Raw genomic sequence first — 16,238 nt, 5'->3', positions numbered from 1 at the left:
CTCAGGGGTCAGGGAACGATCTTCATCTGTGCCATCATCCCACTCGCGGAATGGTCGATCATGTGGCAATGGTAGACATAACGGCCAAGGTATGGCCCGAATGTCGCCTGGAGTCGGACCGTCTCGCCCGGTCCCACCGAGATGGTGTCCTTCACCCCGGCCTCCCCCGGCGCCGGCGGCTGACCGTTGCGGGCCAGCACCCGGAACTGGACCAGGTGGGGGTGGAAGTTGTGCGGGATGCCGAAGAGCGTGTCGCCGTTCGTCACCGTCCACACCTCGGTCGTGTTGCGTTTGATCTCGGTATCGACCCGTTCGGCGTCGAACTGCTGCCCGTTGATGAGGAACTGGCCGGTGGACGGGTTGAAGTTGAGCGTGAACGCCCGCTCCTTCGTGGCCGCCGGCAGCGCGGGGATGGTGCTCAGCCGGTCGGGCACCCGGCTGGTGTCGGCGGCGGCCCGGTTGACGTCGAAGCGCAGCACCGGCCCGGCCACCGCGTCGTCGAGGAAGACCTGGCTGCCGACCGGGAACGCGCTGAAATCGACGACGATCTCGACCCGCTCGCCGGGTGTCAGGCTCCATGAGCGGATCGGCGTCGGCCCGGCGAGCAGCCCGCCGTCACTCGCGATCTGGGCGACCTCGGCGTCGTTGCCGAGCCGCAGGGTGAACGTGCGGAGGTTGGACGCGTTGACGAAGCGCAGCCGGTACTTGCGGGCGGCCACCGGAAAGTAGGGCTGCGGCTTGCCGTTGACCAGGATCGTGTTGCGGAACTGGAAGTCGTCGTGTTCGAAGACCAGGCTCGCGTCGTCGGCGAACCGCGCGTCGCGCAACATGATCGGTATGTCGTAGCTGCCGGTGGGCAACCGCAGTTCGGCCTGGGCCGGGTCGTCGATCAGGAAGAAGCCGGCGAGCCCGCGGAACACGTGCTCGGCCTCCATGTGATGGGCGTGGTCGTGGTACCAGAGCGTGGCCGCCCGCTGCTTGTTGGGATAGCTGTAGATCCGGCTCTTCCCCGGGTCCAGCACGTCGGTCGGGAACCCGTCGCTGCTCGACGGTGTGTGGCCTCCGTGCACGTGCACAGCGGTCGGCATGTCGAGGTGGTTGCTGTGGGCGATGACCGCGAGCCGGCCTGTCTTGACCCGGAACGTCGGGCCGGGAAAGAGCCCGTCATAGGTCAACACTTCGGTACGCGTCCCGGGCAGGATCTCCGCTTGCGCCTTACGGGTGGAAACGACGTAGAAGTCGGTGTTGGCTACCGAGGCGATCGGCTGCTGCACGGGCGGTATCGGCATCCGGACAGCGAACGGGGCGGTGACGGCCGCGACGTGTGCCGTCTTCCCGTGGCCGGTGTGGGTGCCGTGGGCCGGCGTCGCGGACGGGGTGGAACCGCGGGCCGCTGCCGCCGCGGTGGCCGTGACCAGCGCGGCTGCTCCCGCGGTGGCACCGGCCTTCATGACGTTGCGTCTGCTCACCATTGGTCGCTCCACTCCTGGTGGTCGAGGTCTCGGGTGAACTGTCAGGGAAGTCCCTCGACGCGCCGTCGAAAACTGGTCGCGACCAAATATGGATTTCACCTTAAGTTTTGGTGTGACTACCAAAAGCTAAGCTTCGATGCTTCCAACGGCGCGCGGTGAGACCGTAGACTCGTGCGAGTAGTCGGTCGTGACAACTCGTAGAAGGCCGATCCGATCTGAGTGCTTATGTCGCCCACGACGGGGGGAGTCGGCGACACGGCGGGCAGCCGGCGCTGGGGAGAGCCGTTCGTGCCCGCACCTGGGGAGCAATAGGGCACACACCGGGGGATCCGCAATGGTTGTTGGAAACGATGCGCTGCGGAGGACCGCTGCCGAGGTTCTCGAACGCAGGCATCAACCGATTCTTGCCGCCTACCGTCAGCGTCTTGCCGCTGCGAGTGACGACTTCGAAGGGGCCGCTGGCCTGATCGACAGCTACACGGCGCAGGCCGACGCCCTGCTCCGGGAGACGACGTCCGAGATTCGTCGTGAGACGGACCCGCTGTCGACACCGCCGCCGGTGGTGTCCACCGAGGACGTCGAGCTTCACCCACGCGAGTGCTTTCGTGCCGTCGTCGCGCTGGCCGACATCGTGTTGGCCGACGCGCTGGAGCAGTCGGCCGGCAAGCCCGACCAGAGCGGGATCCTGGCGCTGGTCGCCGACGCGCTCACCCGTACGACACTGACCCGGCTGGCCGACGCGAGTTCGCGCTATGCCGCCGGTCTGATGAACGAGGTCCACCAGGCGCAGATCGCCGAGCGTTCGTTGATCGCGCGCGAGCTGCACGACCGGCTGGGCCACAGCCTCAGTGCGGCGTACCGCAACCTGGAGGCCCACGAGCTCGCCCAGGAACGACGCCAGGACGACGTGGACCGCCGGGTGGTCATCGCCCGGGAGTCGCTCCACGACGCGGTCGGCTATCTGCGTGTGCTCATCGCCGACCTTCGGCTCTCGCAGCCGCTCGGGTCACTCGACGAGGCGCTGGCCAACTTCCTGTCCACTGTCGAGACGGGCGAGGCACGTCTGCACACCGAGATCAACGGCGACGAGTCGTGGGTGCCGCCCGAGGTGCTCGACGAGGTGTTCCTGGTCGTCCGTGAAGCGTTGCGCAACGCGGTGGCCCACGCCGGCGCTCGGGTGATCCATGCGGTCATCGACATCACGCCGCACGAGCTACGGGCGACGGTGGCCGACGACGGGGTGGGCTTCGACGTCGCGGCGGCTCGCGACGGCTCCGGGCTGCGCGGGATGGCTGAGCGCGCGGCGGTCGTCGGCGGTCGCCTCGCGGTGCGCGCCGCGGGCCACCAGGGCGCTTCGGTCGAGCTCGTCGTGCCGCTGCTCGCCGTCGAGGCGGGGGTCGGCCGGTGACCGTCACGATGATCGAGCCGACCCGCATCGTGCTGGTCGACGACCACGTCGTGGTGCGCGACGGCCTCCGGGAGATCCTCGACGCCCAGCGCGACCTCGTGGTCGTCGGCGAGGCCGGCGACAGCGGCGCCGCGATCAACGAGATCCGAATACGCCAGCCCGACATCGTGCTGCTCGACGTGCAGATCCCCGGCGACGGGGTGACCACGACGGTCCGCCGGATCCGTGACGTCGCACCGGCGAGCCGGGTCATCATCCTCAGCATGTTCGACGGTCCGACGCTGTTGCGTGAGTTGTTGACCCTTGGCATCTGCGGCTACCTGCTGAAGAACTCGACGCGCCAGGAGTTGGTGGCGGCGATCCGCGGCGCGCGCGCCGATGACGCGCCGGTGATGCTCGCGGTGTCGCGGGAGAGCCTGACCCAGGTGCAAGGGCCGGTGCACAGCACGCTGTCGGACCGTGAGCGCGAGGTCCTGCAGTTGGTCGGTCAGGCGATGAGCAACGCCCAGATCGCCGGCCGGCTCTGCCTGTCGGAGGCGACGGTCAAGCGCCACCTGCGCAACATCTTCGCCAAACTCGGCGCGGTTTCCCGGATCGACGCGGTCAACAGGGCCATCGCGGCTTCGCTGATCGTCCTGCCGAGGCTCTGCGACCCGACGTTTCACGGATAGCGGGCCGCTCAAGGATTGCTCTGGGTAACTTGCCCGCAAACGGGCACTCGTGTTGGACTAATGCCGTGAATAGCACTCGCCTGTTCGTACTCGGAGCACTCGCGCGCGGGGGTCCCATGCACGGGCACCAGATCCGCCGGGCGGCCCAGGTCGACCGTACCGAGCTGTGGAGCGACGTCAAGCCGGGGTCGCTCTACGGCGCGCTGCACCGAATGCAGGTCGAGGGCGTCATCGAGGCGGTCCGGACCGAGCAGGAGGGCAACCGGCCCGCCCGCACGATCTACGCGCTCACCTCGGCCGGCGCGGCGGAGCTGATCGGCCACCGAGACGAGGCGCTGCGCGACACCAAGCTCCGTCACGACCCGGTCGACCTGGCCCTGCAGAACGTGATCGACCTCGGAGAGGATGCGCTGCGCGCGATCATCGTGGCGCGCCGGAAGGCCCTCGCCGAGCAGCTCGACTCGTGGCTCGCGCTCCGAGAGCTGGCGGCGCCGCACATCCGCGGTCTGGAGTGGACGACCTTCCGTCACACCGAGCTCCGACTCCGTACCGAGCTCGCCTGGCACGACGAACTGCTCGACCAGTTGCCCAAGCTGATGGCCAACCAACCGACCTCGATGACGACCTCGTGACGGCGCCAGCCCCGGCCCCGGTGGCATCTCCGGGGCCGGGGCTGGCGGCATGTCACTGAGCGGGCTCGGGCTGGGTGGTCACGTTCCAATCGGGCTTGCTCGCATCGGCCCAGGGCTCTTCGGGCCGGCGGGGCAGCAGGTAGACGAGAAGGAACGTGAGGATCACGCCGATCAGGACGGCGCCGACGGTCCACTGGACCGCCCGGTTGAAGTTGGTCTCCAGCGCCGACGTGGCCGCGCTGTCGAAGGCCTCGCCCACCGCACCCGGTGCCGAGTCCGCGCAGCCGGGCGGGGTGGCCGTCGGATCCGACGCGCGCGACTGGCGGATGAAACAGTCGGCGAAGGTGGTCGTCGCCGCGCTGGCCTCGGCCGGTGGCAGGCCCGCCGCCACGAGCGATGCCTGAAGCTCCGGGCTCGCCTTCTCGGCGGCCGTCCCCGAGTAGGAGCCGAGCGTTCCGAAGAGGACCACGCCGGCCACAGCGACGCCGATCGCCTGGCCGAGACGCTGGGCGGTGCCGAGCACACCGCTGGCCGCGCCCGCGTCCTGCCAGGGCACGCCGGCCAGCACGATCTCGACGCTCGGCGCGATCACCAGGCCCGAGCCGAAGCCGGCGAAGAGCAGGGCCGGCAGTAGCTCCAGGCCGGAGCCCCACCAGTGGATCGTGGCGATGATGCCCACCATGCCGACGATCACGATGCCCGCGCCGAGCATCAGGACGCCACGACCGAGCGCCCGGGCGAGGTTGTCGGAGATGGCCGCGCCGACCAGTGTGCCGAACGAGAACGGCAGCAGGATCAGGCCCGTCGTCAGGGCGGACTTCTCCAGGCCGATCTGCAGGTGCAGCGAGAGCGCGAAGAGCAGGCCGATGAAGCCCGCGAAGTAGCAGAGGCTGATGCCGACCCCGGCGGAGAACGAGCGGTGTGCGAAGAGGCGCATGCTCACCAGCGGGACCTGGGCGCGTCGGGCGCGACGCAACTCCCACACCGCGAAGACGGCCAGCGCGGGCAGCGCCGCTGCCATCGAGACGAAAGTCCAAGCCGGCCAACCCAGACGCTGGCCCTCGACCAAGGGGACGGCCAGCAGCAGGACGGCGGCCGAGACGAGCAGCATGCCGATCACGTCGAGACCACCGCGGCGGCCTCGCGACTCGGGTACCAGGATCAGCGCGGCGACGAACGTGGCCAGGCCGATCGGCACGTTGAGCAGGAACACCGGCCGCCAGTCCCAGCCGTTGAGGTCCCACGCGATCAGCAGGCCGCCGAGGAGCGGGCCGCTGGCGGTCGCGACGCCGCCGATCGCGCCGTAGATCCCGTACGCCTTGCCGGTCTCCTTCGCGGGGAACGTGGTCTGGATCAGCGCCAGCACCGGCGGGTTGAGGATGCCGGCCATCATGCCCTGCACCACCTGGAACGCGATCAGCTGGCCGGGTGTGGCGGCGAGCGCCGACGCGGCCGACGCGAGCGTGAACCCCGCGACGCCGATGAGGAACAGCTTGCGGTGGCCGAAGCGGTCGCCGATCCGGCCGGCGGGGATGAGCAACAGGCCGTAGCCGAGCGCGTAGCCGGCGATGACCCACTCCATGGCCGTGTAGGTCGACCGGAGGTCGCGCTGGATCGGCGCGACCGCCACATTGACGATCGTCGTCGCCAGCAGAATCATGAATGCCCCGGCCAGAATGACGGCCAGGATCAGCCATCGGCGCGGGTTGGGCGGGGCGGTGCTGCGTTCGTCGGTCCAGCTCTCCGTCATCGCGTTCCTCCTGAAGTCGGACGGGGGTCGACAGCGGACCCACCCTTCCGACTACACGCCGTCGCGTACGATTAGTCAAGTACGGCTATTTGCGTATGACCTGTACGGCAGATGAGGAGGGCCCGGGTCAGGAGCTGACCCGGGCCCGGTGACGCAGAGGCGGCTACGACCAGTCGGAGGAACCCGAACCCCACTCGGAGGAACCGGAGCCCCACGCGGACGTCGCCGGCCACGCCAGGTCGAAGGGGAAGTCGTTGGCGCGAAGCTCCAGCGTGCTCTCCAACACGGCGTCGGTCAGCCGGTCGACGTCGGCGTCGCTGTGAGCACCGCCGGCGAAGAACATCGGCATGCCGAGCGTGTAGATGCCGCGCTTGCGCAGCAACAGCGTGAGGATGAACGTCGCCGGGTTGAGCGCCCGCGAGTAGTCCCGGTAGTCGGTGTAGGAGTCTTCCGGAAGGAACTGGAAGCACCCGATGTAGTCGCCGAACCCCACCATGCGCAGCGGGATCCCCTCAGCCGCCCGGAACGCGGCCAGCCGCGCCTGGACCCGGTCGACCTTGGCCCGCAGGTCCGTGTAGTAGGCGGGCCCCTTGTCGCGAAGCAACTGGAGCGTGGCCAGCGACGCCGCCACCGACAGGTAGTTGCCGGTGTGGCTGCCCTGCAGGCCGGTCTTCTGGCCGAAGTCCGTCCAGGACTGCCCACTGGTCTGCGAGATGTCGAGGATGTCGGCCCGACCACCGATCGCCGACAGCGGCAGCCCGAGCCCGCTGATCACCTTGCCGTAGGTGACGAGGTCGGTCGGGATGTCGAACTTCTGCGCCGCGCCGCCGAGCCCCGAACGGAAGCCCGTCAGCACCTCGTCGAGGATGAACGGCACCCCGAGCCGCCGGGCGGCCACCGCCACCTCGCGGATCATCGGGATCGTCGTCTCCTCGAACGGGAACGACGAGGCCGCCGGCTCGGCCAGGATGCAGGCCAACTCGCCCGCGTGGCGCTCGATCAACTCAACCGCGAGCGTCGTGTCGTTGGGCAGGATCAGCAGGTCGCGCGGCTCGGCCGGTGTGACGCCGGCGAACGCCGAGACCAGCGGGATGCCGTCCTTGCCGATCTCCGGGAACGGCACCGCGGGGTGCCCGTGATACCAGGGCGCGGTGTTGTGGACGGCCAGGTCGTGGGACCCGTGCAGGGTGCCCTCGAACTTGGCGACCATCCGCCGCCCGGTGTGCGCACGGCAGAGCCGGATCGCCGACTGGGTGGCGCCCGTACCCGAGTGTTGGAAGGCGAACTTCTCGTTGTGCGGGACGATCTCCCGCAGCAGCGTCGCCAGTTCCAGCTCCAACGCGTTGGTGTAGCCGTTGCCGGTGCCCTTGCCGAGGTGTTCGCGGACGAAGTCGACGACCGGCGCCGGATTGTGCCCGTGCAGCGCCTGGGCCCCGTATCCCATGTGGCAGTCGAGGTAGTCGTTGCCGTCGATGTCGGTCAACGTCGATCCGCTGGCGGTGGCCGCGATCACCGGAAATGGCGGTGCCTGGAACGGCCAGAACACGTGCGCGGCGGAATCGACCGCCCTCAGTTGCTCGACGTGCGCGGCCGAGGCACCCTGGCGCGCGCCGATCTCGCCGAACAGCTCGTAGACCCACTTCTGCTGCATGAGGTCCTGAATGACCTCGATCGCTCCGCGCTCCTGGTGGCTGGCGCCCATCGTGTCCCCTTCGCATGGCGGCCGTGACAGGCGCAGCCTGCGCCGGCCCACTCGAACCCGGCTGGAGAACCGGTCGATCGACGCGGCTTCGAGCCGGTCTCGAGCGCCGTCGTCGAAGCTCGCCGCCATGACGGAAAATCGGGTCAATCTCTACTCGCTGACCGACACGATCACGCCGTGGGCAGTGCGGGCCGCGGCGACGCTCGGCCTCGCCGACCTGATCGCCGCGGGCACCACCACGCTCGACGAGCTCGCCGCGGCGACGAAGGCCAACCCCGACGCGCTGCACCGGCTGCTGCGCTACCTCGCGGTCCGCGGCGTCTTCAAGGAGACCGAGCCAAGGGTGTACGCCCTGACGGAAGCCGCCGAGTTCCTCAAGACCGACCACCCCGCCGCCCAACGTCCCTGGCTCGACGTCGACACGATGGCGGGCCGGATCGAGGGCACGTTCAGCTCGCTGACCCACTCGATCCGCACCGGCGACGCGGCGTACCCGGTGCGTTACGGCATCGAGTTCTGGGACGACCTGGCCACCAACCCCGACCGGGCCACGTCGTTCGGCGCGCTGATGGCCACCCACGCGAGCTACTTCGACCAGGTCGTGCAGGGCTTCGACTGGAGCACCGTCAACCACGTCATCGACGTCGGCGGCGGCACCGGCGCCCTGCTCACCGAGATCCTCAAGGCCCAGCCGCACCTGCGCGGCACAGTGGTCGACCTGCCGGGCGTCGTCGAGCAGGGCCGGGCCCGGTTCGAGGCGGCCGGCATCGCCGACCGCGCCGAGGTCGTCAGCGGGAGCATCTTCGACCCGCTCCCGGCCGGCGCCGACGTCTACATCCTGTCGAACGTGCTGCACGACTGGAACGACAGCGCCGCCGAGAAGATCCTCCAGCGGGCGGCGGACGCGATCGGCACGACCGGAAAGGTGCTGATCGTCCAGATCCTCGTGAAGGACGAGAACGACAACTTCCCCGACGACCCGGCCCGGCTGATGTTCATCACCCAGATGGACCTGCGCCTCCTCTCGCTCATGGCGGGCAAGGCGAGGACCTGGCGCGAGTACGCCGAACTCGGCGAGAAGGCCGGGCTCCAGGTGGACGGCAGCACTGTGATCCCCACCGGGCAGACCCTGCTCTCGCTCCGCCGCGGCTGAGCCGACGGGCCCCTTGCCGACGGTTTCCGGTTGGGAAGGGGCCCTCGCTAACGGACCGTGCGCGCGTCGTACCGTTGCGGACATGAACCCGGCCATCAGACGAACCGCGATCGATGCCCTCATCGCGGTCCTCGTCGCGGCCGTCGTGGCGGTGGCGATCCGGGTCGCCGACGAGCCCGGCGCCCGGCCGCCGGACGCGCGCGCCTACGCGATCGGCGCGGTGATCGGGCTGCTGCTGGTCTTCCGGCGCCGCTGGCCGCTGCTGGTGCTGGTCGGCTCGGTCACCGCGCTGATGATCTACTACGCGCTCGAGTACCCGGGCATCCCGCCCGCCCTCCCGCTGGCCGCCGCCCTCTTCTCCGTCGCTGCCGCCGGCCGGTTCACCTGGGCGCTCGTCGTCGCCGGGTTCTTCGTCGTCCTTGAGCTGATCATGCGGTACACGCTGCTCGGCGAGGGTTTCTTCCCCGCCCTCTCGGCCACCCTCGAAGAGGGCTCGCTGCTCGCGGCAGTGGTGCTGCTCGCCGAGACGATCCGCACCCGCCGGGACCGGCTGGCCGAGGCACAGCAGCGTCTCGCCGTGATGCGCCAGGAGCGTCAACACGAGGTCGCCCAGGAGCGGCTCCGCATCGCCCGCGAGGTCCACGACGTACTCGGTCACACGATCGCCGCGATCAGTGTGCAGGCGAGCCTCGCCGACGACATCTTCGACAGCAAGCCGGCCGAGGCGCGGGCCGCGCTGCGGAGCATCCGGGGCGCGGCACGCGACGCCATGCACGAGGTCCGCTCGGCGATCGGCATGCTCCGCGACGCCGGGGAGGTGCCCGACCTGGCGCGCGTCTTCGCGGTCGCCGAACAGGCCGGCGTGAAGGTGCGGTCGGGGATCGCCGGCACCCCGCGCCCGATCCCGCCGGAGGTGGCGCTCTCGGTCTACCGGATCGTGCAGGAGTCGATCACCAACACCGTCAAACACGCCGAAGCGACGACCGTCGACGTCACCATCGCCTACGCGGGTGACGCCGTCACCGTGGAGATCGTCGACGACGGGGTCGGGTCCGGGGCGAGCCGGCGTGGGCACGGGGTGGCCGGCATGCGGGAACGGGCCACGGCCGCCGGTGGGTCGCTCGAGGCCGGGCCCCGGCCGCAGGGCGGGGGGTTCCGAGTGGCCGCGCGGCTGCCGGTCGAGGTGGAGGAGACAGCGTGACGATCCGGATGGTGCTGGCGGACGACCAGACACTCGTACGGGCCGGCTTCCGGGGCCTGCTCGACCACAGCGACGACCTGGAGGTGGTCGGCGAGGCATCCAACGGCGCCCAGGCTGTCGAGATTGTCGCCGCGACCCGGCCGGACATCGTGCTGATGGACGTGCGGATGCCGGTGCTCGACGGCGTGCGGGCCACGGCCGCGATCGTCGAGCGGTTCCCGGCCGTGCGGGTCATCGTCCTGACCACCTTCGAGCTCGACGAGTACGTCTTCGAGGCGCTGCGCGCCGGCGCGAGCGGGTTCCTGCTCAAGGACATCGAGCCCGACGAGCTGCGCCAGGCGGTGCGGGTGGTGGCCGGCGGCGACATGCTGATCTCACCGCGGGTGACGAGCCGGCTGGTGAGCGCGTTCGTCAGCAAGGTCGCGCCGACGCCGGTCGACGGCGGCCGACTGGCGGTGTTGACCGACCGCGAGCGCGAGGTGATGAGCCTGGTGGCCAGCGGGCTGACGAACGAGGAGATCGGGCGCCGGCTGTCGATGAGCCCGGCCACGGCCCGTACCCACGTCCACCGAGCCATGGTCAAGCTCCGCGTCCGCGACCGCGCGCAACTCGTCGTCCTCGCCTACCAGACGGGGCTCGTCGCGCCCGGCAGCTGACTACGGCAGTTGTTTCGCGGGCGGTGCCGGCTACGGCGAACGCCGTACGCACCGGGCGTTCCTCAACGGATGCCGGGCGGTGCGCATCCTTCGTATGTTGGCGTCATGTTTGAGGTCGGAGAGAACGCCGATGGGATCCTGGCCGGGGTCCTGTTCCTGATCTGGCTGTCCGCGGCGATCCTCGCCACGCGGCTGGCCTGGCGGCCGACGCCCGAGGCGCTGCGCAAGAGCGCCCGTCGGCTGCTGCGTCTGCTCGTCGCCGCGCTGGTGGTGCTGGTCGTCAAGTGCGTCGCCATCGGGCTGATGCTCGCCGTCGACTGGATCTTTGCCGACAACCGCGTGCTCGTGCAGATGCCGCTCCTGCTGCTGCCGATGCTGGCCGTCGTCATCTGGACCGTGCCGGGCCTGCGCGCCCTGGCCAACCGTGACGACGCACCGGTCGACGTCGAGACGCGCTCCGCCGCCGCCGATCCCCGATTCGTCGTGCCGGTCCAGGTGACGGCCGTGGCGACGGTCATCGGCGTCTACTTCGCGTACGTGTCCCGTCCGGTCCCGTCCTACCTCGACGACATCGCGACCCACGCCGCGCCGATCCTGCTGTCGGTGTTGGTGCTGTGGTTCTGGCAGGGGCGTCGCCTGCGGGTCGTCACCGCTACCGACTTCGCACGCCGTGGTCGGCGTGCCAGCGCCCTGCGCGCCACCGCGCAGGCCGCCGTCGTGGTGCTGGTCGTCGCCGCCGGCATCACCTACGTGGCGCAGAGCAGTAGGCTGCCCGACCGCATGAGCATGACGTCCCACGACAACGTCGACTACGGCGGCGGCCCGTCGATCGGTCACGGTGGCCACGGCGGGACCTCCGTCGACGACCTGCGTGGGCCGCGGACCGGCAAGCCCAACAGGGCCTTCACGCTGACCGCGAAGAACGCAACGGTACGGCTCTCGTCGGGCACCGAGATCAAGGCGCTGACGTACAACGGACAGTCGCCCGGGCCGGAGCTGCGGGTCCGCGAGGGCGACCTCGTCGAGGTGACGTTGCACAACGAGATTCCCGACGAGAACGTGACCATCCACTGGCACGGCCTCGACGTCCCCAACGGTGAGGACGGCGTGGCCGGCGCGACGCAGAACGCTGTGGAGCCGGGCGGCAGCTTCACCTACCGGTTCATCGCGGAGCAGGTCGGCACCTTCTGGTACCACACCCACCAGAACCCGCTGGAGGCGATTCGGCGCGGCCTGTTCGGGGCGCTGATCGTCGAGCCGCGCGACGGCCCAGCACCCGGCGAGCGGGACTTCGTCGTGCAGGCCCACGAGTGGCGTACGCCGGACGACAACATCGTCTCGTTCGGCACCAGTGACACGCTGCAACGCCAGGAGGTCGCCCCGGGCACGCCGGTGCGGCTGCGTCTGATCAACACCGACAACAACCCGTCCACCGACAGTCGTCCGCGGGCTCTGACGGTCAACGGCACGCCGGTGCGGGTGGCGGCGATCGACGGGGTCGACGTCAACGGTCCGACTCCGCTGACCGACCCGCGGTTCGGGCTGGCGACCGGTGGACGCTACGACGTGACGTTCACGATGCCGGCGGGCCCGGTGCGCCTGACCGACCTCGCCAACCGCGACGCCGGGCTGGTCCTGGCGCCACCGGGTGACACCTCGACGCCGAAGATCGTCGACGACGGGGAGCACTTCGACCCGCTCTCGTACGGCTCTGGCGGATCCCGGCCCTTCGACGCGGGCTCGTCGTACGACCGCTCGTTCACCCAGCTCCTCGACGACCGGTTGTCCTTCTACAATGGGGGACTCCACCTGGTGCCGATCATCAACGGGCACAGCTTCCCCGACACGCCGACGCTCATGGTCCGGATGGACGACGTGGTCAAGGTGCGGATCGTCAACCGCAGCCACCAGAACCACCCGATGCATCTGCACGGCCATCACGCGTTGGTGCTGTCCCGCAACGGGGTCCGTGCGACCGGGTCACCGTGGTGGATCGACAGCCTCGACGTGATCCCCGGTGAGATCTACGAAATCGGCTTCAAGGCGGACAACCCGGGGCTCTGGATGGACCACTGCCACAACCTCGACCACGCTGCCAACGGCATGGTGATGCACCTCGCCTACGAGGGCGTGACATCCCCCTATGAGCTGGGGCGCGGCACTCCCAACCAGCCGGAGTAGGCGGACCTGTCGAGCCTTCCTCCACCGGGCCTCGAGGCAACGACGGCAGCGTCGTTCGCGTCCGAACCCCGCTTGCTGAGGAGAACCCATGCTCGACGCGATGCGACGAACGTTGTCGCTGGCTGTGCCGCTGGTACTGGTGGCCGGCATTGCCGCGCCCGCCACTGCGGCCACCTCGACCACTGGGCGACTGACCGTCGTCGCCCGCAACCTCGACAACCCTCGTGGTGTCGCCATCGACCGGGCCGGCCTCGTCTACGTCGCCGAGGCCGGGCTCGGCGGCGACGACGTGTGCATCCCCGGCACGTTCGGTACCAACCTCTGCTACGGCTCGACCGGTGCGATCACGGCGGTCCGTCACGGCTGGCAGAAGCGAGTCGTGACGGGTCTGCCGTCGCTGCGGAGCACCGGCGCCGGCTTCTCCGTCTACGGTGCCCACGACCTGGCCTTCGATCGGCAGGGCAAGCTCCTGGTGGCGATGGGCTACAGCACCGACCCGGTCTCGCGTGACCTGCTCGGTGCGGCCGGGGCCACGATGGGAACCATCCTGCGGGTCGAGGGGAAGCGCCGCTGGTCGGTCGTCGGCGACCTCTCCGCCTTCGAGGGGCAGAACAACCCCGACGGTGTCATTCCGGAGAGCCAGCCGTACGCGGTCGTCGCCGACGGGCGTGACGTCTACGCGCTCGACGCGGCCGCCAACGACGTGCTCCGGATCGACCGTCGTGGCGTGGTCACCGCCGAACACGTGTGGCCACAGGAGCAGGTTCCGGCTCCGCCGGAGTGGGGTCTGCCGCCCGGCTCGACGACGCCGATCCAGTTCGTGCCGGTCACCATCACCCGCGGGCCGGACGGCGCACTCTACATCGGACAGCTGACCGGGCACCCCTTCCCGAACGGCGGCGCCCGGGTGTGGCGGCTGGTGCCCGGGCAGGAGCCGACGATCTTCGCGACCGGCTTCACCAACATCATCGACATCGCGTTCGACAAGCGGGGTCGACTGGTCGTGCTGGAGATCGCGAAGAACGGGCTCAGCTCCGGAGATTCCACCGGTGCGTTGATCCGGGTGGAGCGCGACGGCAGCCATCGGGAGCTGGCGAGCACCGGCCTGGACTCCCCGATGTCGTTCGCCATCGCTTCCGACGGCAGCTTCTACATCGCCAACAAGGGCCTCGGCATCGGCGAGTTGGTCCGTCTGTCCACACGAGACTGACAGAATCGCGCGGCGATCGTGGCGTTCTTCGTGTCGGGAGGACGCCACGATAGCTGTGGTGTCATGCGTCCGCGATACGGTGCCAATCGTGGGCACGCAGGCGGCGGGGGATGGGGTCTGGGGGTTAGGTTGACGCGGTCCGACGGCGGGTCTCCCGCCGGCGCCACCACCATCCTCATAGTCGACGACCACGCTCTCGTCCGCGAGGGGCTGCGCTGGGTGCTCGAGGTGCACGCCGACCTCGACGTCGTCGACGAGGCGGGCGACTCGGCCACAGCGGTCGCCAAGGCGGCGTCGGAGCGTCCCGACGTGGTGTTGCTCGACGTCGAGATTCCCGGCGACGACCCGGTGGTCACCGTGCGCCGCATCCGTGAGGTGTCGCCCGACAGCGCGGTCGTCATCCTCAGCATGTATGACAGCCCTGACCTGCTGCGCCGTCTGATCGCCGCCGGGGTGCGCGCCTACCTCCTCAAGAGCGTGGGTCGTGAGGAGCTGGTCGCCGCGATCCGCAAGTCGCGCGACGGCAGCGGCTCGGTGCTGCTCTCGGTCTCCGGTCAGAGCCTGGTGCAGGTGCAGAACGCGGAGTCCGCCATCCTGTCCCCCGTCGAGCTGGAGATCCTGCAACTCGCGGCCGAGGCGATGACCAATGCCCAGATCGCACGGCGACTCGACCTGACCGAGGCCACTGTCAAGAGTCACCTGCGTCGCATCTTCGCGAAGCTCGGCGCCGTCTCCCGCATCGACGCGGTCAACAAGGCGGTGGCAGCGTCACTGGTGACGCTGCCACACGACCGGTTGGTGCCACGCCCGCGCCGCCCTCCGTTCTAGCGACCGGCGACGTTCCTCAACGACCGGCGACGTTCCTCAACAAGCGGCCTTGAGGTCGGCGGCGCGGTCCGTGCGCTCCCACGTCAGGTCCGGGAGCTCACGGCCGAAGTGGCCGTAGGCGGCCGTCTGCTGGTAGATCGGACGCAGGAGGTCCAGGTCGCGGATGATCGCCGCCGGGCGCAGGTCGAAGACCTCGCCGATCGCCTTCTCGATCCGGTCGAGCGGCACCGTCTCCGTCCCGAACGTCTCCACGAACAGGCTCACCGGGTGGGCCTTGCCGATCGCGTAGGCCACCTGCGCCTCACACCGTTCGGCCAGGCCCGCGGCGACCACGTTCTTCGCCACCCACCGCATCGCGTACGCCGCCGAGCGGTCGACCTTCGACGGGTCCTTGCCCGAGAACGCGCCACCACCGTGCCGGGCGTACCCGCCGTAGGTGTCGACGATGATCTTCCGTCCGGTGAGGCCGGCGTCGCCCATCGGGCCACCGATCTCGAACCGGCCGGTCGGGTTGACCAGCAGCCGGTAACCCTCGGTGTCGAGGTCGAGCGCCTCCAGCTCCGGCGTGATCACGTGGTTCCGGATGTCGGGGGCAAGCAGTTCGTCGAGGGAGATGTGGGCGGCGTGCTGCGTGGAGACCACGACTGTGTCGAGCCGGACCGGGCGTAGGCCGTCGTACTCGACGGTGACCTGCGTCTTGCCGTCCGGCCGCAGGTAGGGCACCGTGCCGTCCTTGCGGACGGCGGCCAGCCGACGGGCCAGCCGGTGGGCCAGCGCGATCGGCAGCGGCATCAGCTCCGGCGTCTCCGAGCAGGCGAAGCCGAACATCATGCCCTGGTCACCGGCGCCCTGGGCGTCGAGCCCACCGCCGGACGAACCGTCGCGCAGCTCGATCGCCGTGTCGACGCCCTGCGCGATGTCGGGCGACTGGGCACCGATCGAGATGCTGACGCCGCAGGAGGCGCCGTCGAAGCCCTTCTTCGACGAGTCGTACCCGATGCCCAGGACCGTTTCCCGCACGATGCGCGGGATGTCGGCGTAGGCCTGCGTGGTGACCTCGCCCGCGACGTGGACCTGGCCGGTGGTGATCAGGCTTTCGACGGCGACCCGGCTGTGCGGGTCCTGTGCCAGTAACGCGTCGAGGATCCCGTCGCTGATCTGATCGGCGATCTTGTCGGGATGACCTTCGGTGACCGACTCGGAGGTGAAGAGGCGGCGCGACATGTGTGACTCCTAACCCGAGGGGCGTGGGGGCCCGGCGAGTCTTCCCGCCGCTGGTGGAGGTTGCCTGGAGGAAGCATGGAGCGATCGAAGGGGTACGCGCCGTACAACTTTCGACACGCATCGATCCTCGGAAGAACCCGCGATGTCGCT

The 16,238-nt window shown here is 69.7% G+C and carries 13 protein-coding genes; 9 read left to right on the top strand and 4 right to left on the bottom strand.

Annotation, left to right across the window (positions count from 1 at the left end; genetic code table 11):
• Nucleotides 1-8 precede the first annotated feature (8 nt).
• The gene (locus OG598_RS23805) at nt 9-1,472 is read right to left on the bottom strand and encodes a multicopper oxidase family protein (protein ID WP_328651142.1); all 1,464 of its coding nucleotides are present in this window, start codon (nt 1,470-1,472) and stop codon (nt 9-11) included.
• A 334-nt stretch (nt 1,473-1,806) separates the two neighbouring features.
• On the opposite strand from OG598_RS23805, the gene OG598_RS23800 reads away from it, so the two are divergent.
• The 3 genes from OG598_RS23800 (at nt 1,807) to OG598_RS23790 (ending at nt 4,183) form a co-directional block, all read left to right on the top strand.
• On the top strand, nt 1,807-2,880 hold the full coding sequence (locus tag OG598_RS23800; RefSeq protein WP_328651141.1) for a sensor histidine kinase: 1,074 nt from the start codon (nt 1,807-1,809) through the stop codon (nt 2,878-2,880).
• Nucleotides 2,877-3,551 (top strand): response regulator, encoded by a 675-nt coding sequence (locus OG598_RS23795; RefSeq protein WP_238683696.1) that lies wholly within the window; start codon nt 2,877-2,879, stop codon nt 3,549-3,551. The genes OG598_RS23800 and OG598_RS23795 overlap by 4 nt, the downstream gene beginning before the upstream one ends.
• A 65-nt stretch (nt 3,552-3,616) precedes the next feature.
• Entirely contained in the window at nt 3,617-4,183 is a 567-nt protein-coding gene (locus OG598_RS23790; RefSeq protein WP_091394968.1) for a PadR family transcriptional regulator, read from the top strand.
• Between the two features lie 52 nt (nt 4,184-4,235).
• On the opposite strand, the gene OG598_RS23785 is transcribed toward OG598_RS23790, so the two are convergent.
• Together OG598_RS23785 and OG598_RS23780 are read right to left on the bottom strand one after the other, a co-directional pair.
• A complete protein-coding gene (locus OG598_RS23785) occupies nt 4,236-5,933 on the bottom strand; it encodes an MFS transporter (protein WP_328651140.1) in 1,698 nt (565 codons plus the stop codon).
• 163 nt (nt 5,934-6,096) lie between these two features.
• Nucleotides 6,097-7,635: an aminotransferase class III-fold pyridoxal phosphate-dependent enzyme gene (locus tag OG598_RS23780; protein WP_328651139.1), complete on the bottom strand. Its 1,539-nt coding sequence runs from the start codon at nt 7,633-7,635 to the stop codon at nt 6,097-6,099.
• Between the two features lie 127 nt (nt 7,636-7,762).
• Between OG598_RS23780 and OG598_RS23775 the strand changes: the two genes are divergently transcribed.
• From OG598_RS23775 to OG598_RS23750, 6 genes are all read left to right on the top strand, one after another.
• Entirely contained in the window at nt 7,763-8,788 is a 1,026-nt protein-coding gene (locus tag OG598_RS23775) for a methyltransferase (RefSeq protein ID WP_328651138.1), read from the top strand.
• An 82-nt stretch (nt 8,789-8,870) separates the two neighbouring features.
• Nucleotides 8,871-9,989, top strand: a complete 1,119-nt coding sequence (locus OG598_RS23770; protein WP_328651137.1) for a sensor histidine kinase — start codon at nt 8,871-8,873, stop codon at nt 9,987-9,989.
• Complete coding sequence (locus OG598_RS23765) at nt 9,986-10,645, top strand: response regulator transcription factor (RefSeq protein WP_328651136.1); 660 nt, start codon at nt 9,986-9,988, stop codon at nt 10,643-10,645. Before OG598_RS23770 ends, OG598_RS23765 begins: the two co-directional genes overlap by 4 nt.
• A gap of 105 nt (nt 10,646-10,750) precedes the next feature.
• Nucleotides 10,751-12,826 (top strand): multicopper oxidase family protein, encoded by a 2,076-nt coding sequence (locus OG598_RS23760; protein WP_328651135.1) that lies wholly within the window; start codon nt 10,751-10,753, stop codon nt 12,824-12,826.
• 88 nt (nt 12,827-12,914) lie between these two features.
• Complete coding sequence (locus OG598_RS23755) at nt 12,915-14,036, top strand: ScyD/ScyE family protein (RefSeq protein WP_328651134.1); 1,122 nt, start codon at nt 12,915-12,917, stop codon at nt 14,034-14,036.
• 129 nt (nt 14,037-14,165) lie between these two features.
• Complete coding sequence (locus OG598_RS23750; protein ID WP_328651133.1) at nt 14,166-14,864, top strand: response regulator transcription factor; 699 nt, start codon at nt 14,166-14,168, stop codon at nt 14,862-14,864.
• Between the two features lie 36 nt (nt 14,865-14,900).
• On the opposite strand, the gene metK is transcribed toward OG598_RS23750, so the two are convergent.
• Nucleotides 14,901-16,088, bottom strand: coding sequence for a methionine adenosyltransferase (gene metK / locus OG598_RS23745; protein WP_238683686.1), 1,188 nt, complete (start codon nt 16,086-16,088; stop codon nt 14,901-14,903).
• Nucleotides 16,089-16,238: the final 150 nt, after the last annotated feature.

Source organism: Micromonospora sp. NBC_00330, from assembly GCF_036136635.1.
GTDB lineage: Bacteria > Actinomycetota > Actinomycetes > Mycobacteriales > Micromonosporaceae > Micromonospora > Micromonospora salmantinae.
Note: the sequence above shows the minus strand (reverse complement) of the source record. Positions and strands in the feature narration are given on the sequence as shown.